Origin of the sequence: Sphingobacterium thalpophilum (genome assembly GCF_901482695.1) — a bacterium.
Lineage (GTDB): Bacteria > Bacteroidota > Bacteroidia > Sphingobacteriales > Sphingobacteriaceae > Sphingobacterium > Sphingobacterium thalpophilum.
Genome location: NZ_LR590484.1, coordinates 2,604,261 through 2,629,052, shown reverse-complemented (window position 1 = coordinate 2,629,052; position 24,792 = coordinate 2,604,261). Strand labels below are relative to the sequence as shown.

The 24,792-nt window shown below is 43.8% G+C and carries 19 protein-coding genes; 5 read left to right on the top strand and 14 right to left on the bottom strand.

What is annotated here, in order from left to right:
* Positions 1-6: 6 nt before the first annotated feature.
* Entirely contained in the window at positions 7-408 is a 402-nt protein-coding gene (locus tag FGL37_RS10870; RefSeq protein WP_028072104.1) for a sugar 3,4-ketoisomerase, read from the bottom strand.
* Positions 408-1,397: a hypothetical protein gene (locus FGL37_RS10865; RefSeq protein ID WP_037534370.1), complete on the bottom strand. Its 990-nt coding sequence runs from the start codon at positions 1,395-1,397 to the stop codon at positions 408-410. Before FGL37_RS10865 ends, FGL37_RS10870 begins: the two co-directional genes overlap by 1 nt.
* A gap of 133 nt (positions 1,398-1,530) precedes the next feature.
* Between FGL37_RS10865 and FGL37_RS10860 the strand changes: the two genes are divergently transcribed.
* The gene (locus FGL37_RS10860) at positions 1,531-2,022 is read left to right on the top strand and encodes a SixA phosphatase family protein (protein WP_037534367.1); all 492 of its coding nucleotides are present in this window, start codon (positions 1,531-1,533) and stop codon (positions 2,020-2,022) included.
* 196 nt (positions 2,023-2,218) lie between these two features.
* Here the strand turns inward: FGL37_RS10860 and FGL37_RS10855 are convergent, their stop codons facing one another.
* From FGL37_RS10855 to FGL37_RS10840, 4 genes are read right to left on the bottom strand one after another with little or no spacing between them, the layout of a single operon-like run.
* On the bottom strand, positions 2,219-3,037 hold the full coding sequence (locus FGL37_RS10855; RefSeq protein ID WP_138096785.1) for a DUF4249 family protein: 819 nt from the start codon (positions 3,035-3,037) through the stop codon (positions 2,219-2,221).
* Positions 3,038-3,041: 4 nt separating this feature from the next.
* A complete protein-coding gene (locus tag FGL37_RS10850; RefSeq protein WP_028072101.1) occupies positions 3,042-5,612 on the bottom strand; it encodes a carboxypeptidase-like regulatory domain-containing protein in 2,571 nt (856 codons plus the stop codon).
* 16 nt (positions 5,613-5,628) lie between these two features.
* Positions 5,629-6,636, bottom strand: a complete 1,008-nt coding sequence (locus FGL37_RS10845; RefSeq protein WP_028072100.1) for a FecR family protein — start codon at positions 6,634-6,636, stop codon at positions 5,629-5,631.
* 2 nt (positions 6,637-6,638) lie between these two features.
* Positions 6,639-7,247 carry an RNA polymerase sigma factor gene (locus FGL37_RS10840; protein WP_028072099.1) on the bottom strand — a complete coding sequence of 203 codons (609 nt, stop codon included), beginning with the start codon at positions 7,245-7,247 and terminating at the stop codon, positions 6,639-6,641.
* Between the two features lie 306 nt (positions 7,248-7,553).
* On the opposite strand from FGL37_RS10840, the gene FGL37_RS10835 reads away from it, so the two are divergent.
* The 3 genes from FGL37_RS10835 (at position 7,554) to FGL37_RS10825 (ending at position 11,422) form a co-directional block, all read left to right on the top strand.
* Positions 7,554-9,554: a thioredoxin domain-containing protein gene (locus FGL37_RS10835; protein WP_028072098.1), complete on the top strand. Its 2,001-nt coding sequence runs from the start codon at positions 7,554-7,556 to the stop codon at positions 9,552-9,554.
* A gap of 38 nt (positions 9,555-9,592) precedes the next feature.
* The gene (locus FGL37_RS10830) at positions 9,593-10,090 is read left to right on the top strand and encodes an FKBP-type peptidyl-prolyl cis-trans isomerase (RefSeq protein ID WP_028072097.1); all 498 of its coding nucleotides are present in this window, start codon (positions 9,593-9,595) and stop codon (positions 10,088-10,090) included.
* Positions 10,091-10,717: 627 nt separating this feature from the next.
* Positions 10,718-11,422, top strand: coding sequence for an SMUG2 DNA glycosylase family protein (locus FGL37_RS10825; RefSeq protein WP_037534364.1), 705 nt, complete (start codon positions 10,718-10,720; stop codon positions 11,420-11,422).
* A 57-nt stretch (positions 11,423-11,479) separates the two neighbouring features.
* Here the strand turns inward: FGL37_RS10825 and FGL37_RS10820 are convergent, their stop codons facing one another.
* The 7 genes from FGL37_RS10820 to mnmC2 form a co-directional block, all read right to left on the bottom strand.
* Positions 11,480-13,144 carry a hypothetical protein gene (locus FGL37_RS10820; RefSeq protein WP_028072095.1) on the bottom strand — a complete coding sequence of 555 codons (1,665 nt, stop codon included), beginning with the start codon at positions 13,142-13,144 and terminating at the stop codon, positions 11,480-11,482.
* Between the two features lie 75 nt (positions 13,145-13,219).
* A complete protein-coding gene (locus tag FGL37_RS10815) occupies positions 13,220-14,368 on the bottom strand; it encodes a metallophosphoesterase (protein ID WP_160169549.1) in 1,149 nt (382 codons plus the stop codon).
* A 4-nt stretch (positions 14,369-14,372) separates the two neighbouring features.
* Positions 14,373-15,824 carry a RagB/SusD family nutrient uptake outer membrane protein gene (locus tag FGL37_RS10810; RefSeq protein ID WP_028072093.1) on the bottom strand — a complete coding sequence of 484 codons (1,452 nt, stop codon included), beginning with the start codon at positions 15,822-15,824 and terminating at the stop codon, positions 14,373-14,375.
* A 96-nt stretch (positions 15,825-15,920) separates the two neighbouring features.
* The gene (locus FGL37_RS10805; protein WP_160169548.1) at positions 15,921-19,244 is read right to left on the bottom strand and encodes a TonB-dependent receptor; all 3,324 of its coding nucleotides are present in this window, start codon (positions 19,242-19,244) and stop codon (positions 15,921-15,923) included.
* A gap of 157 nt (positions 19,245-19,401) precedes the next feature.
* Positions 19,402-20,577 (bottom strand): FecR domain-containing protein, encoded by a 1,176-nt coding sequence (locus tag FGL37_RS10800; RefSeq protein WP_051607319.1) that lies wholly within the window; start codon positions 20,575-20,577, stop codon positions 19,402-19,404.
* 177 nt (positions 20,578-20,754) lie between these two features.
* Positions 20,755-21,336, bottom strand: a complete 582-nt coding sequence (locus FGL37_RS10795; RefSeq protein WP_028072091.1) for an RNA polymerase sigma factor — start codon at positions 21,334-21,336, stop codon at positions 20,755-20,757.
* A 109-nt stretch (positions 21,337-21,445) separates the two neighbouring features.
* On the bottom strand, positions 21,446-22,111 hold the full coding sequence (mnmC2, locus tag FGL37_RS10790; RefSeq protein WP_028072090.1) for a tRNA (5-methylaminomethyl-2-thiouridine)(34)-methyltransferase MnmC2: 666 nt from the start codon (positions 22,109-22,111) through the stop codon (positions 21,446-21,448).
* Between the two features lie 249 nt (positions 22,112-22,360).
* On the opposite strand from mnmC2, the gene FGL37_RS10785 reads away from it, so the two are divergent.
* Positions 22,361-23,632: a dicarboxylate/amino acid:cation symporter gene (locus FGL37_RS10785; protein WP_232048678.1), complete on the top strand. Its 1,272-nt coding sequence runs from the start codon at positions 22,361-22,363 to the stop codon at positions 23,630-23,632.
* Positions 23,633-23,637: 5 nt separating this feature from the next.
* Here FGL37_RS10785 and FGL37_RS10780 read toward each other — a convergent pair whose 3' ends face one another.
* Entirely contained in the window at positions 23,638-24,597 is a 960-nt protein-coding gene (locus tag FGL37_RS10780; protein ID WP_028072088.1) for a lipid A deacylase LpxR family protein, read from the bottom strand.
* Positions 24,598-24,792: the final 195 nt, after the last annotated feature.

Genomic DNA, 24,792 nt, shown 5'->3' with positions numbered 1-24,792 from the left:
AATTCTTTATTGACTTGCTGTAAGTTCTCGTAAGCGATCATGTACAAAATAAGGTTCGTAAATATAATCTCCTGAATCAAAATACTCGGAAGCTAAGACCATTAAGATAGCATCCTTCGAAAAATCAAACATCTGATGCCAGTCTTTAGGTTCCAGGATCAGACACTGGTCCGGCGAATTCAATTCAAAAACACGTTCGTTGTCGCGATCCTGATTATAAATGGCGCAGCTGCCTTTCAGACAAATTGCCGCCTGAATAGTCTGATGGTGCCGATGGCCGCCGCGCGTGGATCCGTCCACACCATAAATATAAAATATCCGCTTCACGTCAAAAGGAATTACTTTTTCAATCACTGTGAGGTGTCCACGGTCGTCAGTGAAGGTTTTAAGGTCAATCTGGTAAGCCATTATCTTAAAAAGTAGGATTGGTGATAATAATGACGGAACTTTCCGAATAAGTAAAGCTTACACATCCGGCGAAGAGACTTTCTAATACGGGGAATTTCGTTCATTTCATGAAACTGAATAGTACGCGATAAACTCCTTATTTCGCGGCCAGCGCTTCTTAATGCTCTGATATAAGGCTTGTATAAAAATTCAATATCATTCTCGCTAACCGAATACCCGCCTGCCAGTGTAAAAGAAGTTTTTTCGGCATATTTCAAACCATGAAAATGATAGAATACTACTGGGAATAGCTGTTGGCTAACAAGCTCCCTTCCCCAAATCTGCCCTATTCTACGATCAAAGTCAAATTGTTGAACATTCCATGGAGCTACCCCCCCGCCCAAATGTTCTGAAACATAAACTCCGGGAAATCGGGAGGGCCAATCATCCAAATACTTTTGATCGCCGAATCTACCGGGTTCTCTGCGATTATAACACCATTCCAAGCAAGCTGAACGCCACCACTCCAACACAGCAATCCCTTCCGATGAGTTCTTAAAATAAACAAATTGTACACAATAAATGCCGCCAGACTCACTGTCTTCATATAACGGCGTATACCTATGGGGAGTAATTATGACCGAAGCCCCATTTGCCGCGTCAATAAGCATGCTGGGGTCGGTATAAAAGAATACATCTGCATCCAGATATGTGCAGTTGGATAAACCAAATTCTTGAATGCTGTATAAAATCACGGACGGAGTACAGGTCCAGCAATACTCACCAGCTGTACGCGACGGTTTCACGGCCAGCAATTGTTCGTCTTCAAAGTCCGATAAGGAAATAATAGTTGCTTTGGGTAAAGATAGCCTTGTCAGAATGTCACAACATTCATCATCAAACGCAAATATGTACAGATGGAAGTCCCTTGAATGTTTTTCAAGCGAACGGTACATGGCTAGTCCCCTCGAAAGATACATAGAGTTGAACAAGGTGCAAAAATTATTCATATATTATATACATTTTAAAACATCATACGTTGTGACTTGTATTTATATGTAGTTTCGGGCGTGCTGCCCGAGGCCGACACAATGAAATACGCTTACGCAACGTTAAATACTATAAGAATCAAAAATTTTAATCATGGACAACAGCAGAAAACTCTATATTATCCGACATGCCAAAGCCGAAACCATTCCTGGAATCGGTGATTTTGATCGCGCGCTGACATCCGAAGGAATACAACATGCTAAACAAGTAGCTGCCAAACTGGCTACCAAGGTGACCTTGGACGACAACTGTGTTGTCATCAGTTCTCCCGCTAATAGAGCATTACAGACAACCCGCATATTCCTCGATGTACTCGGCAGCCCTTCATTTGACATTCAGATCGAAGAGTCCATTTATGAATGTACTTACAAGCATTTATTATCCGTCATCAATGCAATTCCGGAACACATCAACAATGTGTTGCTTGTCGGCCACAATCCGACCTTAACGGATCTAGTTGAATATCTGACCCGGAAAGCTGCATATCTAAGGACCTCATCCTATGCGGAAATTAAACTTGATACAGGATTCACCTTTCAGATGCTTAGCGGCAACTGTGCCGACCTAGTACAAATCGTCGATTAAAATTCAGAAATTAAGAACAACCGGTATTCACATGCTACTGACAGGTCAACCTGTAATAGTGACAACCGGATCCTGAAAAAGTCCTAATAGATTTTTCTAATTTTGAAAAAGATTAAATGAAGTCCTTAGGTAACACGAATAGAAAGCCTTATAGGACAAAGATCGTATAAGGCTTTCTATCTGCTTGGGCACACTGCTATTTGCTATTTCTGATATTTTTCATAGGGACAGTTTTCTCGATCCCGTTCATCACGTAAAAATAACCCAGCGCATTGCCCGAAATATTACCCTGTACATTTGCGGGTACCGCGGAAAGTAAACCTTTCCATTTTGTCTCCTGAAACAGATTGTAAAGAAATTTTGCGTAACGGGGCGAAACTGCAAATTTGGTGATGATCAGGCTATCTTTTTTATTCATTTCATATGTATAGGAAGAAGCCAGCAAACTGTTCAACACATTGGGTGCACCCGACTTAAAACTGTAACTATACGGAGCTTTAAAAACTGTGATACTTTCGTCCGAGAATGCTTTCTGTGGCATGATCAGCCATTTGTTGGAACTGCGCATACCAAATAAATAAGTAGACACTTTAACTCGCCAGTTTTTATGCGCATCTGTCTTTTCGACCGGAATAAAGGACTTTTCTATCGGCACTATGGACAGCAGCTGGTCCTGCGCTTCATAGACCTTTCCGTTCGATTCAATTTTCAATCGGAAGAGGCTGTCAGCTCTATCGCTCACACTAGGAAGCTCAGCTTTATAAAGGCCATCTCCAAGGTCTTCAAAAACGATAATAGCTGCCCCATTTGACACGGTCACCTTAGCCGCGGCGATGCCTTCAGTCCTGCTGCCCTTCGAGGATATGTTGAGCCGCTTCAATTGAATATACTGCTCTTTATACAGCGTATTAATGCCTCCCTCAACTATCATTTCGTAAGATTGTTCCTCCTCAATCGCAGACTTTTCGCAGGATAGAAACAGATAGCAAAAAACGAACAGAACAAATATTCTCATAACATTAAAATCTAATTGCATAGTTTATAGCAGGCACAAGACCTGAAAATGACGTCTGCTGTACAACCGGAGTGCCATTGTCATCTTCGGAAAAACTGTAGTACAACGGATTTCGACGGTCGAACAGGTTGTACACCCCGATATTCAAGGTGCTCCGCCGCCCCTTCTCTCTTTGTTTCTTCGTTTCCAGATCCAATGAACAGCTGACATCCAGACGGCTAAAAAGAGGCATCCGATGCGAATTCCTATTTGTATAAATGGGAACGACAATACCTTCATATTCGGTAAAACCCATTGGATATGTAAGTGGTCTTCCTGAATGTATCGTATAGTAAGCATTCACGTGGATGAAACTATTCAAGTCATATGACAAACTGCTTTTTACAACATGTGGAATATCCACATTGGCAACATATTCCCGTCCTTTGTTGATCCCGGGAATTGTTCGGAAAGACCTTGACCAGCTATAGCATAGGGTACCGTCAACCGCCCCTGCCCTCTTATTCAGGGAAAATTCAACCCCGTACATACGTCCATTTCCCTGCTTGATCTGCGTCTCAATAAATGGGTTAAGGATAAGCTGGGCATGATCAATCAGCTCCACCTGATTGTGCATTTTTTTCCAATACCCGTCCACACGTATATATCCTTTATGTATCCGTTTATGAAAACGGAAAGAAAAAGCATCTGCATATTGTGGCCGTATATTTTGTCCGGCAGGAACCCAGGCCTCGAGGGAGGAAAAGGCCAGTTCGTCATTCTGCAAAAGCTGAAGATATTGATACAAGCGATTATATGAGACCTGAATATTATAAGCGGTCCCGAATCTATACATCAGCGTCATGCGCGGCTCTATCCCATAAAAAGCTTTCTTTTTATCTGCATCCTCTGCAGGCACCTTATGCTGGTTACCGTTCAACAGGTAGTAGCGGCCAAAAGAGGTACTATAAAATGCATTCATACGTGTACCCAGAACAATCCGTAATGACGAATCAATTTTCCAGTTAAAAGAAGCATATCCAGCATATTCATAAGCCTGGGCTCTAAATATATTTTCCTCATTGCTGATATCCACAGGTTCAATTTCACCGGGTTTAAAACGATGGAAGGTTGCCTGCGTCCCGAAATCTAGGGTACGCTCGCTCCCCATGTAATAGCTAAAATCAGATTTTAAACTGACATCCCTGATCTGTGTCAACCATATCCTGTTTTCCGAAGATTCGGGCTTACTCACATCAAGTTTGTTCCGGTAATTGCTCAGAATCGCTGAGACATTCATAAACAGACGGGGGCTATGAATATAGTTCCAGCGTAAAGTTGATGTCCAGTTGCCCCAGCGGTTAGTGTTATTATTGAGCCCGACCACCTTATCCTGTCCGATATAACCCGAAAGGTAAACTTTATTCCGGTCGTTGATTGTATAGTTCAATTTCGCATTGTAATCACTATAAGTACCCTTAAGTTGAAATAAACGATACTCTGTGTCAAACATATTGGAGATACTGGACCGTGCCGTCACCAAAAAGGAGCCCTTTCCCCGTCTGATAAACGGGCCCTCAGCTCCAAGACGTGCCACCAGAAGACTTGCCCCACCAAAGAAACGTGTCGTCTGCACATCACCGTCCCGTGTGCTCATTTCCATAATAGCGGAAAGACGTCCTCCATAATTTGCAGGAATCGCATCTTTATAAAACTGAGTATGCTTTAGAATATCCGAGTTGAATACCGAGGTCAGGCCAAAGAAGTGTGAAGGATTGTATACTACTGCTTCATCGAGCAGCATCAGGGTCTGATCTTTGCCAGCACCCCGGACGAAAAGATTGCTTCCACCCTCCGTCAGCCCGTTGATACCGTTCTGCATCTGAAGCGCCTTGATAATATCCGCTTCCCCCTTATAAAAAGAAGCGTTTCGTGCTCTGGCCCAGTTAATTCTCTCACTCAACCCCTGCTGTTGCTTCTGGCCAATGATGGAGTCCCCATCGACGACAACTTCTTTTAAGTTCATATCCTGCGGAGCCAGTTTGATGACAAGATAATCGTTTTCCATTTCTGGGACAACGCGAATACGTTTTGGACAATACCCCAGATAAGTCACGACAGCATCGTAAGTATTCAATGGTAAAGTCAATGAATAAAATCCATAATTGTTCGTCAGCGTACTACTATTTTTTCCGGCAATCAGTAAACTGGCACCAATCAGGCTTTCGCCGCTCAAACTATCGATTACGCGACCTTTTAACGTAAAGGGTCGGCTTTCGGCATAAAAAATCAGTGCTCTATTCACGAAGGTATACCTTACCTTGGTTCCCGCCAATAAATAATTGAGCAAATCAGAGAGGTTTGCATTTCTAAATAGACGTCCGTAAATCACATTACTATCAAAGATCTGTTCGTCATACGACATCGACAGGCCGTAGTCTCGTTGGATTTCCCGCAGAATCTGGATGATCTGTTTGTTGTGCGTATCGACGGAAACGGAAATTTCAGCGATATTGCCCTGGCCCGCGGATTCCGAAACCGTACCTATCAGCAGACTAAAAAAAATGAAAAAACGATACACGACAATACCCTTCATCTTAATGCTGGCACGGCTACTGGTAGATACTATATCCGATTTTGGTGGATTTCCATTTGAGGTTCAAGGTCTTGGAAAGGATCTGAACAATTTCATGGAGCGATTGCCCCTCGAAATACACGGTTACTTTACGTTCTTTCAGACTGTCGCCGACTACTAGGACATTTATCTGAAAACGTCTGCTCAGATCGTTACAGATATTCTCCAGACGTTCGTTGGTATAACTGATCTTCTGTGCTAACCCACCTGCGTCCGATGCCTCCGCCGCGATCTTTGAAAGCATAGCTGTTTTTTTCTTAAACAGTCCTTTTTCGTTCTTGTATAAGATCAGCTCCTTGGCTTTATGGCCTTTTGCGTCACTAAGCGCAACAGTCCCTGAAGTGACCAGCACCTCGACATCTCCTGACCGAAGATCGATTTCAAAGGAAGTCCCTATGTCCCGTACATAGTTGTTCTCAAGCTGTACGACAAAGGAATTGGTGTTGAGGTGTCTTACATCAAAAAGCGCTTTTCCGCTTAGCAATTTCACTGTCCGTTGCTGCAAGAATGTGTTTTTATTGAATATAGCCTCGCTTCCCGGATCCAATATCATTACCGAACTATCGGGCAATAGAAACGGTTCTTTGGCTGCTGTCCCATACAGACGAACTTCGTATCCCATCCAACGGCCGAAGTTCAGGTAGCAGGTAGTCCCGATCAGGAGCAATACAGCAGCGGCAGTAAATATGGTCCAGGGCTGCCGCAGTCGACGTACTGAAGGTTGTTGTTCGGCCCACGCATCCTCCACCTCATCCAACTTTGGATTAAACCGGTCCCATTGGTGATTGACATCAACGTTTTTGTAATGTTCCAGAACGCTTAGGTCGGTAGAAACCGCTATAATCTCATCGTAGCACTTCTCATTCTCCAAATCTTCAGCAATCCAGCACCCGAGCAATATCCTTTCCTGCTCGGAAATAACTCCCTCCAACTGCTTCTGAATCAAGTCGAACGGAATGAATCTGGCGTTATTGCTTTCTTCCATATCTATAAGATAATAAACTGGACAAAAAGTCCTAATGAAAAAAATAGAAAGCCGATCAACGAATAGGTTTTCTGTTTGGCCATAGCCATCCGGATTCTATCATAGGCTATGGTCAGCTGATTTTTAACCGTTTTTATAGAAATACCGAGATGGTCTGCGATATCTTGCTGTTTCATTTTATGGTACTTACTCATAACAATGATTTTACGGCATTGGGGCGGCAGGCTTTCCAAAACACTTTCTATCAGCAGCAGCTTGGATTCATATAATTTAGCGAAATCTGTTTCGTCCGCATCCTCGTAAAAATCGATTTCTTTGATATAACTATGATTCTGGTCCGAAAGACGCTGATTCTTCTTGAGATAATTAAGCGACAGATTGATCACGCTACGGGAGAGGTATGCCCCTAGTGATTGGTTTATATGTAGCTTCCTGCTATTTTCCCAGAGCATCATAAATACATCGTTTGTCAGCTCTTCAGCGACCGACTCTATCCTCACATACCGAATAGATAATGCATATAGCCTACGGAAATAGCCTTTATAAATAACTTCAAAAGCATTTCTGTCTTTTTCAGCTATCTTTTTGAGCAGGTCAGCATCGTTTGACATCGGTATCAATAAAGCTAATATAATTGTGTGTAAAAGTAATCAAAATTCATTGGAGTTTTACGCCATCAATCTAATTTACGCCTCCCAGAATCTCTTAATACTCTAATTAACGCAATTAGAAGAAAAACGCCACAGTATAGTTGATTTCAATCATGCTTTTTACAGAAATAAAAAACATTTATTCTATACTTATCGCTATCTGGGAAAGCGGAACAGCCTCCATTGCGATGATGGGCAGTCGCCGAACCAAAATATTAAAAATAGATTTAAGCTTCCATTATGAAGGCTTTTCACTAACTTCGTCTTATGGCGAATCAACTCCAGTTTGAAAATTCCCCTTACCTTAAGCAGCATGCACACAATCCGGTGGATTGGATGCCGTGGGGAGCGGAAGCCCTGAAAAAGGCAAAAGATGAAAATAAACTTATCATAGTTAGCATCGGCTACTCTGCTTGCCACTGGTGTCATGTGATGGAACGTGAGAGCTTTGAAAATACGGCCATCGCCCAGACCATGAATACTTTTTTTGTGCCGATCAAAATAGACCGCGAAGAAAGACCTGATATCGATCAGGTATATATGCTCGCGGTACAGCTGATGACCAACGCCGGCGGATGGCCACTCAATTGCATCTGCCTGCCCGATGGCCGGCCGATATACGGTGGCACCTATTTTAAACCGCATGACTGGCAAAACATCCTGCTGCAGATTGCGCAGATGTGGGAAGAGAAACCTGAGGTTGCGCTCGATTATGCAAACAAACTGGAAAACGGTATCCAACGGGCAGAGAAACTACCTATTCAGCCTATCCCCGATCAATACACTGAGACGGACCTTGACGACATCGTGAAGCCATGGGTGCAAACCTTTGATAAAAAAGAAGGCGGGTATAAAAGAGCTCCGAAATTTCCCCTGCCCAACAATTGGTCCTTCTTTTTAAAATATGCTTCACTAACCGACGATCAGTCTATTTTGGACCACGTCCATTTCACCTTAAAAAAAATGGGCTCTGGCGGCATCTACGACCAGATTGGCGGAGGCTTTGCCCGCTATTCCGTAGATCATTACTGGCATATCCCCCATTTCGAAAAGATGCTTTACGACAATGGACAGCTACTGTCCTTGTATGCTGAAGCTTATCAGCAAAACAAGGATCCGTTCTATAAGAGAATCATGGAGGAAACCATAGCTTGGGCCGAACGCGAAATGCTTGCACCCAACCATGGTTTTTACAGCGCATTAGATGCCGATAGCGAGGGTGTGGAGGGAAAATACTATTCATTTGCAAAAGCTGAGTTTGACGACGTACTAGGAGAAGATGCACCCCTGTTTTGTCAATATTTCAATATTACTGAAGAGGGCAACTGGGTGGAAGAAGAAATCAATGTACCCATATGCGCCATTAATGCAGACCAGCTTGCTGCTAAAGTCAACATGTCAGGTGACGAATGGGCAGAGTTTCTAAAAAAATCGAAGAAAAAATTATTTGATTATCGCGAACAGCGCGTACGACCCGGACTTGACCATAAGCAATTGACCACCTGGAATGCGCTAATGTTAAAAGGGCTGGTAGACGCCTACCGTACCCTGGACAACAACCGCTTTCTAGACCTCGCCCTCCATAATGCAACGTTTATCTGTACTGAGCTCATCCAAGATGATCATACCATATTACATCAGCCGAAAGACGAGAATCGTGCGATAAACGGATTCCTGGACGACTATGCGTTCACGATAGAATCTTTCATTGCGCTCTATGAGGCCACATTTGATCAGCAATGGCTCCACATTGCCCGAGAGCTGGCGGATAAAGCAATCGACCTCTTTTTTGATGCTGAACAAAAAACATTTTATTATACATCTTCAGAAGCCGAAGAACTTATAGCCCGCAAAAGCGAGATTATGGATAACGTCATCCCCTCATCCTCCTCGACCATGGGACGTCAACTAAAGCGCCTCGGGCTCCTTTTTGATGACGAGAATTATACGGCCATAGCGGATCAGCTGTTGGCCAATGTGTTTCCACAAATCAAAACTTATGGCTCGGCCTATTCAAATTGGGCAATATTATTGCTAGAAGAAATATATGGGATCAATGAAATCGCATTGACCGGTGAACGAGCGGAGCTATTCCGTAAGGAACTGGATCAGCATTACATCCCCAATAAACTTGTGTTAGGCGGTACGGAAGAAAACCTTCCACTGCTGGAAAATAGAATCGGAAAGGAGACAAAAGCATATCTTTGCAAAAATAAGACCTGCAGTCTTCCGCAGGATTCCATAAATGCGTTAATAAATCATATTTAATAAACGGTGGTCTCCGGACGACCAAAAATCAGAATCAGATGGCTATAAAAGCAAACGACGTCGTAGCATTGACGTACAGACTTCACACAGTAGAAAATGGTGAAAAGGTTTTTGTTGAAGAAACAACTGCAGAACAACCTTTGGACTTCTTATATGGTGTAGGTATGATGTTACCTAAATTTGAAGAAAACATCGCAGATTTAAACGTTGGTGATAAAATCTCCTTTGAATTGGCTCCAGAAGATGCATACGGTCAAAAAGACGACAGAGCATATGCGCAGCTTCCAGTAGATATGTTTAAAGAGACAGGTTTACCGCCAGTAGGTGAAGTTTTACCTCTACAGGACAACCAAGGAAATCAATTCCGTGCTGTCGTTGCAGAAGTAACTCCGGAAGTTGTAGTTGCAGACTTAAACCACCCCATGGCAGGCAAAACGTTAAACTTCGATATCGAAATCTTAACGGTACGTCCCGCTACTGAGGAAGAATTATCCCATGGACATTCCCATGGAGCAGACGGTACCCAAGGTCACTAATAAGGCCTTGTATCTGGATAAAGAAGGACGTTGCATGACGTCCTTTTTTATTTCCAATCGCTAATTCACTCTATCCGATGTTCGCCTTTGATTTCGGACAAAAGGAGCCTAATCGCTAACTAGGGTATTTTAGAACACTTACATGCTCAACAACACAAATCAACAGGAAATCCATATTATACCAAGAATTATATTCGATTATAAGCCGCTCAAATAATCTGTCATGACTATAGCATCTACTACCTAGTCCGTGTACGGTAAACACTATTCAGTCACGGTGCAAAGATAGTTCTGGTCATCCTCTGGGTTCATTCGTACTTATAGTAGAATAAGAGCGTCCCGTTACAGCTGTGCTACCGCCTTCTATCCGAGTCTGACTCGGACCCAACACGGACTCAACACGGACTCATGTCGTTCTCACCACGGCTAAATGCTGTCTATGATATGAAGATATAATACATCTGACTTCCCTCCTGACTGAATTTACTATATTCAGCCAACTGAAACAATTTTTTGATTAAGGTTTATTAAAGCTCACTAACCGCATAATTACAAGCTTTACAATTTCCTCGGGCAGGATTCTTGATTCCCATCTAAAAGCCTTATATTGCCTATAAAGGATACACTATGACATTTGGCGAAAAAGTAATTTCATTTAACAAACAGCTCCATTATAAAGGGGATCTTCCTCCAGATTTTAATGTCATCAATCCCTATCTGGACAATCCGGAAACGTTAACCGTCATGGAGCAATTTTACAAAAAATACTATAACGACACGGTTAAGCGTAAATTTATCATCGGCATTAACCCCAGCAGACACGGCGCAGGCGTAACTGGGGTACCTTTCACCGATACCAAAAGGCTCTATAGTTCCTGTGGCATAAAAATGCACTCAGCGCATACCCACGAAGTGTCGTCTGTATTCATGTACGATATGATTGAGGCCTATGGCGGTCCCGAAGTATTCTACAAGCAATTTTACATCAATTCCCCCTTCCCGCTGGCGATCGTCAGACATACCCAAGCGGACAATTGGATCAACGCGAATTACTACGACGATAGAAAACTCTTTGAAATGGTAAAGCCTTTTATGCAGGCCTCCTTACAACAACATATTCAAATGGGACTGGAAACCGATGAAGTATTTGTGCTGGGCAAAAAAAACGGTACCTTTCTAGCGAAGATCAACCAGGAACAGAAACTGTTTGGCAAAATGACTATTTTGGATCATCCGCGTTATATCCAACAATATAAATCAAAGGACAAGCAACTATATATTGACAATTATATTCAACGATTAAGTGGGATATCCCTGCCTACACTTCGCTAAGCATATAGACCCCGACCTGAAACCCCTTGAGTTATGTGGCTATTCCAGCGAAGTGAATCACCTATCTTCTAATTCATTATATACCATCGCTCTAAAACTGCGCAGATAGTTGCTGCCGGGACTTGGCTTAAATAATATCTTAATAACGTCTTTTTCATAATTTTTCATAATCTTGTGGATCAGCTGCTCAAGATCGGATGGATCTGTCCGGTAATCAATATGCAAAGAGTTGGCCATTGCCCGTAAAAATCTAAGCTTGTCATATGCATACAAATCGTTCCACACATGCAATAAAAGCTTTGCTCCAACGCGGTAATCGATCGCTTCGAGCATTTTGCTGTAATTTTTCTCTCGCTTCAGTATGTCAAAATACAGTTGACCAGCATCATAATCATAGCTCATGCTGTTGCGTAGCATAGTCAACGTATTCGTCCTGAACTTCTTATTCATTTGCTCGTCTTCTGAATTCTCGACTATAAATTCGTAATCGGTGAAATTTGGATATACCCCAAACTTATACATTTTGATTTGCGCCAACTTATTCAAGTCACCGCTCAATGTATATAATTCTTCCAATATATCTAAAAATGGATCATTATATTCAGACCGGGCATTTGACTCTATGACCAGATTACAATAAGCGATGGCACGTTCCGGATCCAGCGGCTTAACCGCTTCTATTAATTTCAGATTATATTTGGCTTCCCAATGTCTGAGAAAAAAATAATCCATATTTGCTTCAAACGTATCATTCTCAATGAGCACATCGAGAAAAAACTCATCCACGGGTAGAGACATATGATAACCCTCCCTTAAATTTTCTTTGAGCAGATGTTCTATTTTCACACTCAGTAAACGCTTGCGATCCGGACTGGAACTTTGATACATCAGGACAAGTAAGTCCAGCATCCCTCCCTGCTCATTACCCAACGTCCACATTTTGCTCCAATAAGCATCCGTCAATTTTACCCATTGGATGTCAGATTCAATTTGGGCAACAAACATAGCAATCTTGGTATTGCTGATCTCTATAAATTTTTTAAAACGTGTTCCAGTGTAGAGGGTTTGATATTCGATAGAAGTAACGCCATTGTACACAGCTGAAAAAAGGTCAATAACTTTCTCATTTCCAATATTCAATGCTAAATAGTCCCAAAAGGGTATGAGTGATTTTTCCCATAGCTGGACGATCTTCTTAACCTCGGATGCTTCTACTTTCCTACGCTTTCCGATCACGGACACAACGGCGTCTCTTAAAATTTTAACGACATCTTTCTCTTGATACTCCTGCTTATCTTTTCCGAATTTCAACAGAAACTGTAACTCAATATCTTTGTTGGTCTTGAAAAGTTCCAGAAGCCAGGAAGTCAGCGACTCTTGTTCGACACTTAATAACAGTTGTTCACTTTCTTTTACCTTCTTTCTTTGGGAGCTTTTTGAAGCTTTGTTTGAATTAGAACTTTCCTTTCTATTTGCCGAAAGTTCAATCAGTATGGCTATCTGATGAATGCAATAAGTCTCCCGGGGCCCGCAGTCACAGGAGTGCCCGACGATGATATCTTTATCCAGCTGTATATTGACATCGTAAGATTCTGTCCCTTCATCTACGTAAGCCACGAAATTTCCTTTGCGCTCAAATTCTTCCAATTCCCGAAACGCGAGCTTTTTAGCTTGGGTAACCTTGGTCTCACTTTGTTTGGCTAAGATCTGTGAAATTTTCATCTCTAGTTAAGTAACATTAAAATTGATCTCTTACGAAGATATAGTTTCTCTTTTACCTATCAAAGTGTGTGTATACTATTTATTGATGACTTTATTCTTCGTCGCATCATCATAAACCAGTATCAACTTGCCGTCTGCAATCAGCAGCCCCCGGCTGCTTCCTTTCAATCGGTTGGCTTCATTACGGACATTTACTCCGTATACTTTCCCTTCATAAAAACTGCTCACTTCATCGAAGATGGTATGTCCTACGAATATCCGTTCGACAGCATACTTCTTCAGAATTTTCTTCAGGTCCGTCGCACTCAGAGGCTGATATTTTTCTTCCTGTTTCACCATACCTCGGTACCACAATGGGCCTTCGCTGCCAAACAGAAATTCGGCAGCGGCTGAGCGCTGCCGCTCGGCCTTCGTCCGGAACAAATGATGACGTACCGAGTCATTGATAGCGTCAATCGTCCACTTTGGATTCAACATGGCGGCACTCAACCCCGCATGCACAAAGAGATACTTTCCTACTTTTTCAATCGTGTTTTTTGATTGCAGCCATTGTCCCAATTCCGTATTCGACGCCCAGAAGTCACGATACTTTCTTCCTATGTTATCCGCTAGGGTCATATATTTGCCCTGGGTATATTTATAGTTGCCACGCAGCAACATTTCCTCATGATTGCCCAGCAGGAAATAAACCCTTCCACCAGCTTTGGCTGCTTCATCTTCCAGCTTATAGATCAGCCAAAAAATGGGCAGCACATCTTGACCGCGGTCGAATACATCGCCTATAATCACCAGATGATTTTTTCCAAACGTCCATTCATAATTCGATCCGATTACCTGCTGTGACTTTAGTATGGAGTGAAATGATTCAAAATCGCCATGTGGATCCGATAGTACCATTAGCTTGTCACTGCGACGGTAGGTAGCCGGCGCCGGGGAAACAAGCGGGTGGCGAGAAACAGTAAACCGATGTCTGCCATCTTCTGTAGAGACAGAAAAGGTTCCCACCGTTGTATCCCGTTTTATGATTCCGTCTGCAACACATATCCACTCTGTCTTGCCGTTCTCATAGAAAAAATAGGGGCCGTCATGCCGCCCCAACTGGAACTGTGCCCGCAGATTCCACGGCTGAAAAGACAACAGTATGAAAAGTAAAGGGTATAGAGCACTGATCCTAAACGGATCAGTGCTCAAATAACCAGAAATATTTATTGATCTGTTAACCATCGTATTAATAACCTGCATTCTGCACAATGTTTGGATTGACGTCAATTTCTCTTCTTGGAATGGCCATCACCGTTTTGAAGTACGTACGGTCAAAAGACTTTGTTTCTGGCCGCAATAATGGCGACACATGTGCTTTTCCTTTGCGTTCTATCCGTAGATTATTGCGCATAGCATCAAACAACCGGTGTCCCTCTCCAACCAGCTCACGGCGGCGTTCCTCCATTACCCGATCCAAATTGACAGCCCCGCTCAATGTCTGCTCCGGATTAGCCCTGCTGACAATCGCATTTAGGTAATGGAGCGCACTATTGTTGTCCCCCAGCTTCACTGCGGCTTCTGCCGCGATCAAGTAAGCTTCTGAAAGGCGAAGGATCGGAATATCCGCAAACTCTGGATTTTCATTCTCAGCGGCGTTGCCGGGATATTTGTTCAGATAGTAATAATCCACTTGCTTACTGGTGTATTTCATGATAGTCTGAAGCCGCACGTCCTTCGGATCCGCGTTGAGCAGGTTCATATAATCGTCCGAAAGAATGATATCGTTGTACCCCGAACGCCACAATAAGTTTCCTATCCCCTCTTTTCCAGGTCCATTTTCTACTTTTGATACCGAAAGCTGAAACAGGATTTCACTTGTAAAGTCTTTGGACCATACCGTTCCATATTCTTCATTTTTCCACAGCTGATATTGTCCTTTTTTTGAACTGCCCGCACTTTCGGCGTTCTTGATCAATGTAGTAGCGGTTGAAAATGCTTTTACATCGTCACCGGTGTATAAATAGGCTCGTGCCAACAGCTGTTGGGCCGCAAAACGGTTGAGCTTTCCATCGTTTTTTGCACTGCTCAATAGGCTGTCAGCAGCTCGAAGATCTGCAATCACCTGGGCAAACACTTCTTTAACTGTATTTCTGGATGGTTTGCTTGCAAACTCATGTTTCTCCGTCTCAATCGGCACACCCAAAGACGCTCCCTGATCAACCGAGTAGGGAGTTCCAAACACCTTCACCAGGTCAAAATGTGCCATGGCACGCATAGTCAAAGCCTGCCCCTTGATGTCTCTGAGCATATCGGTCATCTCAGATGCTGGCACGCTATTGGTATAGGCAAGTACACTATTTGCATTACGGATGACACGATAGGGCTGGTACCAAAGCGAGGACGGTGTATTATCCTTATTGAACTCGAAAAGATAATAGCTCGCCGCCCGCTTTGTATCGCCATTGGCAAGCATATCCTCTCCTGTAACATCGCCATAATAGGTCATCCGCGCTCCATAATATTCATATCCACGCATGATATCATAGATACCATTTATTGCATAGCTGGCCTGACTAGGCGATTTGATCGCCTCTGAGCTTTCAGTTGACGTGCTTGGCTGCGCCGTCTCCAGCCATTTGTTGCCGCAGCTTGTCAACATGACACATGACAAGAACGCCATTGATACTATATTTTTCATCCCCTTATTTTTTTTCAATTGTAACGAAGCTGCCTGATTATCACTGTTTGAATAGAATTGGCAGGCTTCATAGTATATATTTTTTTTCATCTGCTATTAAAATTTCACGTCCAAACCGAAGGTTACTGTCTTCAGTTTCGGAGACTCAAAATAGACTGATCCATTCACAGGAACCTCGGGATCATAATTTTTATAAGCAGCAAAGGTTAACAAATTCATGCCTGAACAAAATGCCCTGATATTGCTTACTTTGAGACGGCGTGAAATATGTTGTGGAATAGAAACACCAAAAGTCAGATTCTTTAGCCGGATGTGATCCGTAGAATGCACTCGCCGTGTGTTGGCAACACTGCTCATATCATACTTGTTGCCGACCATGAACATTTCAATATCAGTCTCATCCCCCGGCTTTTGCCATCTACGTTCATAGTATTTCGGAATATTGTCATATCCGGTTTTTCCGCCCAGTTCTGTTTTCTGTGCACCGTTATCATACGAATAGCCGCCCAGTGAATAAGTCCATGTAAAATTTAAATCCAAAAACTTATAGCGGAATGTATTGGTAAAACCGCCGACAAGCTTTGGATCTGCACTCTTGTAAAGGATACGGTTGGCCGCATTATAGTCCTCGGTAATGGCTCTAGACCCAAGGTCGGCAGGATCATTTATGTAATACTGCGGTACACCAGTCTCTTTATTTATCCCAGCAAACTCAATCAGATAGTAACTATACCAGGGCTGACCCACGCGGTGAATCTGCGTACCGTCCCGCAGTTCGAAACTACCATCTGACAAGGCAATTGTCTTGTTACGGTTCATTCCAAAATTCAGGGCCGATGTCCATTTAAATGGTCCTTTTCGTAAAACGTCAACATTCAGATCAAGCTCTATGCCTGAATTGCGGATTGTTCCGATATTGCTCAGATACGATGAAAATCCAGTCGTGTAAGATGTCGGCACATCATTCAGCAAGTCCGAAGACTGACGCTGATACCACTCCAGCGTAAGGCCTACCCGCTCAAACAAACGAAGGTCTAATCCAATATTCAGATTGTTCTGTTTCTCCCATTTCAAACCGGGATTACCAAGCTGTATCTCCCGCATTCCGGGGTTGTTCTTATATGGATATCCAAAGCCCGTAAGATCCATATAGGTGTAGAAGCTGCTGGGCAAAGTACCATTAGTACCATAAGATACGCGGACTTTACCATCACTGACCACATCACGTAGGCCGCCCATAAATCCTTCGTTGGTGAACTTCCAGGCGCCGGACAATGACCAGAATGTTCCCCAGCGGTTGCTGCGGTGAATTCTTGAACTGCCATCCATACGAACACTAGCGCCCAGAAAATACCGGTCATCATAATTATAGTTGGCCCGCGAAAGGTATGACAGTAAACGCCATTCTGAATTAGCTCCTGAAACGTCGGTCAATACCGAACCATTGGACAACACGATCTTGTCTACCGTCGGAAAGTTATCTTTTGAGCCATCAATACTTTCTTTACGGTAACTGTTGACTTCGTATCCTCCCAGCACATCCAGATGATGCCTATCTGCAATCGTTTTGGTATAGGTAAGGCTATTGCGCCATACCATCTGTTTGTAATCCGAAAAACTTGTGGTTAAGGAACCATTGGTCTTTTCGCCATCCGAGGTACGCGGATCAAACCATGAATTGTACCGGGTCGTTGTATGATCCAAGCTGAACGTCGTATTAAACACAAGGCCTTCGATAAATTTGTAGTTTGCAAAAATGGTATTGAATGAGCGATCGGCTTTTTCCCGTCTAAAATTGTAAAGCGAGGAAGCCTTCGGATTGCGTGGCCCGTTGGAAAAGAAATCCAGAAAAAACGACCCATCTTCGTTGTAAATAGGTTCAGAAGCCGTGATCTTATGCCGTGTTGAATAAATCGGTGAGGTATACGTTCCACCTTCGGAATTGACATCCTGCGCGATATTGGAATATAAAATATTCGCGCCGAGCTCCATTTTCTCGTTCATCTTATATTTCACGTTCAATCGTCCAGTAAGACGTTCGAACCCTGATTGATAGGATAAGCCTGTTTGATTGGTATAACCCAATGACGTATAATAGGATAATTTGCTATCACCACCGGAGGCAGATAGATCCGCATTCCGGAAAGGAGAATGCCGACGAAACAATGCCTTTTTCCAGTCTGCCCAGCCACCGACTGGAATCGGAGCGTATTTATCGATATTGGCTTGTGCATATTCATCAATTTTAGCTTCATCCGTTAACTTGTCCAGGTATCGAGCTTTATTGCGGAGTCCTTCCAGAAGCATCTCACGCCTTTGTGGTCCGTCCATGACTTCCCGAAAATCTGTTGCCTGCCCCGAAAGACCGTAGTCCGCTTTAACGGTGAAAACAGGCCTGCCTGCTTTGCCTGATTTTGTTGTGATCAGAATTACTCCCCCAGCAGCTCGTGAACCGTAAAGTGATGCCGCTGCAGCATCTTTAATGACTGTAATCTGCTCAATATCTGCACTGCTTAAGGTAGACATCACGTCCAGACCAGCATTGTTGGAGCTGCTCGAAGAAATATCACCTGACATCACAGGCACACCATCGATGACAAATAGTGGTTTATTGGAAGCATTGATGGATCCCATCCCACGGATACGAATATCTGTTTCTCCTCCCGGCTGTCCGGATAATGAGTTAACCTGAACACCGGGAGCATTTCCTTGAAGCATAGTCGAAAAGTTGACCGCCGGAACATCTGCCATGCGTTCCGTCCGGATTGTTGACGCCGATCCCGTGTAGTCCGATTTCTTAAATGTTCCATACCCAGTGACGACCACTTCCTCCAAATCGGACTGGCTAAACTGCAAACTTACATTCAGGATTTCTGCATCGACTTCAATCTCTTTACGCTCGTACCCTAAAAAACTGAACACCAAGGTCTCGCCACGACCGGCAACAACCGAATAGCTTCCATCCTGGTCTGTGCCTACGGTAGTCTTGGTACCTTTTACCGTGACGCTGACTCCCGACAACGGTTTCCCCTGCTGGTCGGTCACCTGACCGCGAACATTCTTCTGCATTAAGCTGGAATGCTCTTTAATAGCATCATTTGTCGGGGAGGCTCCTAAATGAGTTATTTTCCCCGGTTTAACAACGATAGATCTACCGTCCGTAATATAGGTCAGTCCATATGGCAAAAGCAGCTCTTTGAGTGCCCGGTCCAAGGGTACATTATTAAATTCGACCGTCACCGCAGGTGTATTCTTGACGATTTCCGATCTGCACAGGACTGTATAACCGGTCTGCTTTTTTATTTCACGGAATATGGTTGCCATCGAACTATTCTTCTTTTTGATGTTCACTGTCTGGGCAAAACTTCCGGCATGGAGCTGCCCGACAGTAAACAAAAGAAGTATAATTATCATTTTCATAATAATGAGGTATTTATACTTTTTCATTACATTTGATTGGTTTGTTAGTTTAATAAACAGTTAAGCACATTTTATTATATTTCAGACCACTTTGGCTGGGGAAGTGCCACCTTCCTCAGCTTATTGGATGAAATAGCATTGATGTTCGAAGTATTCTTTATTTCATCAATTTAACCCTCCTCCCTTCTATTTGAATTTTAATTTTATCATCTGTCATTTTAATGATATGGAGTACTTTATCAAAATTATCTAGCCGCGATACCGAGCCCCAGAGTTTGATCCCTGCCAATGCCGGGTCCACCTCTATTTCGATATCATACCACCGCGCTACCTGTGTCAGTGCTGTTCCCAGTGGCTCGTCGCTAAACATAAACTCATCATTTGTCCAGGCAATGGCTTCATCCACCGGTACCTGCTGCACCAGCAGGTTTTCGCCTGACAGCACCGTTTGTTCTCCCGGATGCAATGTTTTTGTGTTCCCTGCAGGAATAGAGACCTGTACCTTCCCTTCCAACAACGACACCTTGGATTCCTGTTCCTGCGCGAATGAGTACACATTAAAGTGTGTACCCAGGACCTTTATTTTCTCCTTTTTTGTGGCAACGATAAACGGCTTTCCAGCTACTTTAGTCACCTCAAAATAGGCTTCCCCGTCCAGCTCCACTATACGCTCTGCAACAAACTTGTTAGGATAGCGGAGACGTGTATCCGCATTTAGCCATACTTTGGTTCCATCGGACAGCTTAATCTGGTATTGTCCTCCTTTGGGTGTAGACAAGGTCATCATACGCCCGTCCTCTCCACCTGCAGCCAAGGCCAATGACCCGTCCTGATACGTAATATTCTCACCCATAACAATTCCGCCCTGCTGCTGATCAAGCCCCAGCTCTGTACCATCAGCAAGCTGCAAGGTCGCTTTATTGCCTCCGGGGAGCAGTGCAGCAGCGAGTTTAGCCGTCTCATTGGCCGGGGCAGTTTTGTCCAAATTCATTTTCCAGAATACCAGCCCTATTAACCCGATCAGGCAGGCAGCAACAGCATACCAGCCATATCTTCTACGTCGAATACTGGGGTTTGCCTTTGTCGGGTAACCGATCCGCTGTATAATGTTGGACAGTATGCGTTCTTCCCGCCTTCCGGTTTCCTTTTCCTGTATCTCCGAATAGGCCTGCAATTCTTTTCGTAACTGTCCGGGATCTTCGAGTTTCTTTATCTTTGTATGCAGCTGCGGATATTTTTTAAATAGCTGCTCAAGCTCCTGATGTTGTTCAGCAGGAAGTTCTCCTTTGAGATATGCATGAAGCAGCTGAATGATATGGTCAATTTGGTACATGATGGTGTTACTCGTGTTCTTTTCTACAATAAAAACACAGGCGGCCGGATTATCTTACAGCAAAACCTGAAAAACTTTTAAAAACACTGATAATAAGAGATATTATCACTTTTCAGGTATATTGATTTATACGTGAGTGATGACGAAAGTTTGGATTGAAAACCTTAGTGTTCCATGCTAATTTTTGTCAATAAGGGTTAAAAAGGCAAATATGGTTAAAGCGTCTTTTGGTCCCAGCAGATCTTTTATGGTACTTATCGCACGGGAGCGGTTGGTATAGACTGCTGCGGGGCTTATCTGGAGCTGTTCTGCGATTTCTTCCACAGTTTTATCTTCGATGAAGGTGAGATTAAATACTTCCCGCTGCTTTTCCGGCAGTTTCTCCACTTCGTTGAAAATGGCGTGAATAAGTTCTGCATAAATCATATCGGAGAAGACATCCTGATCATCCATAAGCATGTCTTCATAAGCGGACAATGGTTCCTGGATCCCTCTGGAACGATTGGTCCGGATGACATTGAGGCTTGCATTCTTGGCAACGATGTAGAGAAATGCGCGCAGGCTGTCCATCGAGTGGAAATCCAGCCTGCGGGACCACAGCTTCACAAATACATCGGCCACAATTTCCTCAGCGGCATCCGTATCGTTGACGTAGCGGGAAATAAAAAAAAGCAGCTGCTTGTAGTATCTATGATAGATGGCTACGAAGCCCGCCTGGCCGTCTTCTTTCAAACTGTCTATCAACTGCGAATCTGTCATGAGGTAGTGAAAAGTAATCAATAGGTTACCTTTGTTAGCTTGGCTAAATTAGAAATACTTTTTAGATTATCAAACAGTTGCTATAACTTAAAGGGGACGACAGTAAGCATCAAATTCTGGTAGCGCGCAGCATTTCTCTCTTTCCCGGTGCACCAGGTGCTTTCTCAATCTTAAAACCCAACGATTTCATGCTGCGTTTAAGGTTGCCTGTGATGGCATAGGTAACAAAAACTCCTCCAGGCCGGACAAACTGTGCCACATGTCCTAAGGCAGCATCGTTCCACATCTCAGGCTGGTGAACAGCCGCGAAAGCATCGAAATAAACCACATCAAATTGACGGTCGGACTGAAAATCCATCAAAAGACTGTGCGCGATATGCAATTGCAATCCCGCATTCAGCTGTATAGGTCCCTCCAATGCTTTTTCGTACCCCTCAAGATAAGCGGACCACAGTCCTGAATCCACACTTTCATCGTAACCCGTTGCCGCAATAGTGGCCAAGGGCAAAGGGAAGCCCTCAATACCAACATAATCTACCTGTAAGGGTTTGTCAAGAATATACTCCCCTGTCTGCAGCAAGTTTAACCCTGTTCCAAAGCCGACTTCCAAAACAGCGATATCCCCTGTTACGGTCTGCTGAACATAATGTTCTAGCCCCATCTTCACAAATACATGTCTGCTCTCCTGCACTGCGCCATGTCTGGAGTGATAGCATTCTCCTATCGCCGCATTATATAAGGTCTTCGAACCATCTCCTGTCGTTACAAAATCCATCTTATTCTCTTTTTAATTTGCTGTTGGCTCATCTGGCTTACATCGCCCAGAGAAGTGCGGGCCACGTGAACAGCCGAGTCAGCGTATAAAGGTAAGTATTTCTGAAAGTCTGTAAAAATGCGAAAGTCGGACGCATAGCAGGTTTGTGCCGGTATTGGCAGTATATAGGCACAAATATTAAATGAAAAAGAGTATTTTAGCAGGCAAAACGACTAAACAATCGCAAACCTAATGAACCGAAGCGAGCTCATGGAAAAGAAAAATAGGGAGATGAAATACGCAGCAAAAACTTTCCTGCACAACTATGGCAGTATTTTATTTCTGCTGTTTGGTATCAGTCTTGGCAGTGTGATCGGTATCTTTTTTCCTCATGCAGTAGATAGTCTTAAGCCAATCGGGGATATCTTTCTCAACCTACTCTTTGTCAGCGTCATACCACTGGTATTCTTTGCCATAGCAGCATCTGTCGCCAATATCGAGGGTGACCGGGTTCTGGGCCGCATCATTGGTACGATGGCTGCCGTATTTATCGTGGGCATTGTCATCGCTGGACTGGCAAGCATTATTTTTCTCTATCTTTTTCCGCTTAGCACAGATCTGCCGGTCGAACAGAGCAAGGAAATTATCGATACGGCAAAGGATGATTCCTGGGCAGAAAAGATCGTCCGCTTCCTCACCGTGAGTGAATTTTCTAGCCTGTTGTCGCGACAGAATATGCTGGCATTTGTTATATTCTCCTTTCTTGTAGGCATCGCAACACGTCAATCTGCGGCAGCCGGAGATCTTTTCAGAAAGTTTATCAATTCGGGAAATGCGGTCATGGGCAATCTGCTCGTCATGGTCATGAGACTCGCGCCTATCGGCCTCGGTGCGTATTTTGCCTACCAGGTCGGTACACTGGGACCACAGCTCTTCGGCTTTTACGCCAAGCCGATTGGGCTCTATTACATCTTTGGACTTCTGTATTTTTTTACCGTATTCAGCCTATTTGCTTTTTTCGCCTACGGTATCAGGGGCGTCAAGCTTTACTGGAAGAATAATATTCTCCCTTCGCTGACGTCATTGAGCAGCTGCAGCAGCCTGGCAACCATGCCGGCCAACCTGCTTGCCGCCAAAAGTATCGGCATTCCCGATACGGTCGCCAGTGTGGTAATTCCACTGGGGACTACCTTACATAAACATGGCTCGGCAATTTCCTGTATCTTTAAGATCTATGTGGCGCTGCTGCTCAGCGGGCAGGATTTTTTCAATCCCGCCAATCTGATCATGGCAGTGGGCATCACGTTGCTGGTCAGCATCGTTGCCGGCGGCATCCCGAATGGCGGCTATATCGGTGAAATGCTGATCATATCGGTATACCAGATGCCGACGGAAGTGATACCCTCGATTATGATCATTGCCACACTCGTCGATCCATTAGCAACAATGCTGAATGCCACGGGGGATACAGTCGCCGCTATGCTGACAGCGAGATTAACGGGCCAAAAACTCTCTCCGCACGAAACCGCCAGCTCTGAGTGACGGACTCAGAAACGGTAGGAAAAAAACAGCTCGCCGTATTGGTGTCGGTAAAAAACCCCTTGCAGTTCCTTCGAATTAAAAATATAGCTGATGCCATAATTGATCTTATGGTCTGACCAATGAAAGCCGACCCTGTGGCTGATCATCCAAGGTTCCACCTGATACAGTCTGCCGACAGGATCATCTTTGCCCAGGCCGCCCCGGATGGTCGAATTATAAAAAATCCGCGCAAGGCTGGGCTGGTAAACAAAATACCATTCCTTCTCTCCGGCCTGCCGGGCCTGTGTCAGATGACCATAGGTGAAGGTGGAAGCCTGATAGGGCTTCAGCTTACCAACCCGTACCGGCAGTCCGGCCTGAATATTCGTATTGTTCATCCCAAGCACGGCCTGTGTTTTTACCCCCAGATCAAAGGACTGTGCGCGATTGCGGTAAAGCCCTTTCAAATATTTTGCATGCAGATCGACACCAAATGCATTGCTAAGCTGTGTATCCCAGCCTGTTGCCTCATACATACCAAATAGATGATGGATAAACCGCTGGGCCTCTTCGCCGTAAGAGCGCTGTCCGATCTGCCCGAACTCCACTTTTCCCTCTATCAGCTGATCAGCAGATAAAAAGCGTGTTGCGCCACCACTTAAATATAAATATCCCGCAAAAGGCCGGTCATAGTCCTTCGGCTGCCCGCGGTAATCGAGGATGCTGATGCCATTGTAAATTCGCTGCCCGATCTCAAAGTCCAGCACGGTATTAGACTGCGGCTGCGGTCCGGCCGATGGCAAAGCTATCCGGTAATTGACATTGATGCCATTGGTGTAATAACGGTCCTGTCCGATCAACAAATAAACGTCATTGTCGTTCTGAACGGAGACTTCCTGATTGCGCCATCTTACCTGCCCAAAAACAAAAAAAAATGGAAATACAATTCCATACCATAGCAGTAAAGACCGCAAAGCAACATTCATATTAACAGGCAATTGTAAAATTCATGCAATATCGCCAGCACCAAAATATTAAATCTCCATTGAAATTATTCAAAAGCATTCTAATATCGCATATTTTTTCAACTCTGCCAATCTATTTAGAACAAATATAAATAATACCGAAAAGTTGCATTATTCCTTTCTTCGCAAATCTATTCGTAATTTTGCATTCGGTTA

What these genes read in the sequence shown, in the direction of transcription:
- FGL37_RS10820 (WP_028072095.1), bottom strand. Translation starts at nt 13,144, where the DNA reads ATGAAAATTTCACAGATCTTAGCCAAACAAAGTGAGACCAAGGTTACC.
- FGL37_RS10825 (WP_037534364.1), top strand. Translation starts at nt 10,718, where the DNA reads ATGACATTTGGCGAAAAAGTAATTTCATTTAACAAACAGCTCCATTAT.
- FGL37_RS10815 (WP_160169549.1), bottom strand. Translation starts at nt 14,368, where the DNA reads ATGGTTAACAGATCAATAAATATTTCTGGTTATTTGAGCACTGATCCG.
- FGL37_RS10785 (WP_232048678.1), top strand. Translation starts at nt 22,361, where the DNA reads ATGGAAAAGAAAAATAGGGAGATGAAATACGCAGCAAAAACTTTCCTG.
- FGL37_RS10780 (WP_028072088.1), bottom strand. Translation starts at nt 24,597, where the DNA reads ATGAATGTTGCTTTGCGGTCTTTACTGCTATGGTATGGAATTGTATTT.
- mnmC2 (WP_028072090.1), bottom strand. Translation starts at nt 22,111, where the DNA reads ATGGATTTTGTAACGACAGGAGATGGTTCGAAGACCTTATATAATGCG.
- FGL37_RS10835 (WP_028072098.1), top strand. Translation starts at nt 7,554, where the DNA reads ATGGCGAATCAACTCCAGTTTGAAAATTCCCCTTACCTTAAGCAGCAT.
- FGL37_RS10795 (WP_028072091.1), bottom strand. Translation starts at nt 21,336, where the DNA reads ATGACAGATTCGCAGTTGATAGACAGTTTGAAAGAAGACGGCCAGGCG.
- FGL37_RS10845 (WP_028072100.1), bottom strand. Translation starts at nt 6,636, where the DNA reads ATGGAAGAAAGCAATAACGCCAGATTCATTCCGTTCGACTTGATTCAG.
- FGL37_RS10800 (WP_051607319.1), bottom strand. Translation starts at nt 20,577, where the DNA reads ATGTACCAAATTGACCATATCATTCAGCTGCTTCATGCATATCTCAAA.
- FGL37_RS10860 (WP_037534367.1), top strand. Translation starts at nt 1,531, where the DNA reads ATGGACAACAGCAGAAAACTCTATATTATCCGACATGCCAAAGCCGAA.
- FGL37_RS10855 (WP_138096785.1), bottom strand. Translation starts at nt 3,037, where the DNA reads ATGAGAATATTTGTTCTGTTCGTTTTTTGCTATCTGTTTCTATCCTGC.
- FGL37_RS10870 (WP_028072104.1), bottom strand. Translation starts at nt 408, where the DNA reads ATGGCTTACCAGATTGACCTTAAAACCTTCACTGACGACCGTGGACAC.
- FGL37_RS10830 (WP_028072097.1), top strand. Translation starts at nt 9,593, where the DNA reads ATGGCTATAAAAGCAAACGACGTCGTAGCATTGACGTACAGACTTCAC.
- FGL37_RS10865 (WP_037534370.1), bottom strand. Translation starts at nt 1,397, where the DNA reads ATGAATAATTTTTGCACCTTGTTCAACTCTATGTATCTTTCGAGGGGA.
- FGL37_RS10850 (WP_028072101.1), bottom strand. Translation starts at nt 5,612, where the DNA reads ATGAAGGGTATTGTCGTGTATCGTTTTTTCATTTTTTTTAGTCTGCTG.
- FGL37_RS10810 (WP_028072093.1), bottom strand. Translation starts at nt 15,824, where the DNA reads ATGAAAAATATAGTATCAATGGCGTTCTTGTCATGTGTCATGTTGACA.
- FGL37_RS10840 (WP_028072099.1), bottom strand. Translation starts at nt 7,247, where the DNA reads ATGTCAAACGATGCTGACCTGCTCAAAAAGATAGCTGAAAAAGACAGA.
- FGL37_RS10805 (WP_160169548.1), bottom strand. Translation starts at nt 19,244, where the DNA reads ATGAAAATGATAATTATACTTCTTTTGTTTACTGTCGGGCAGCTCCAT.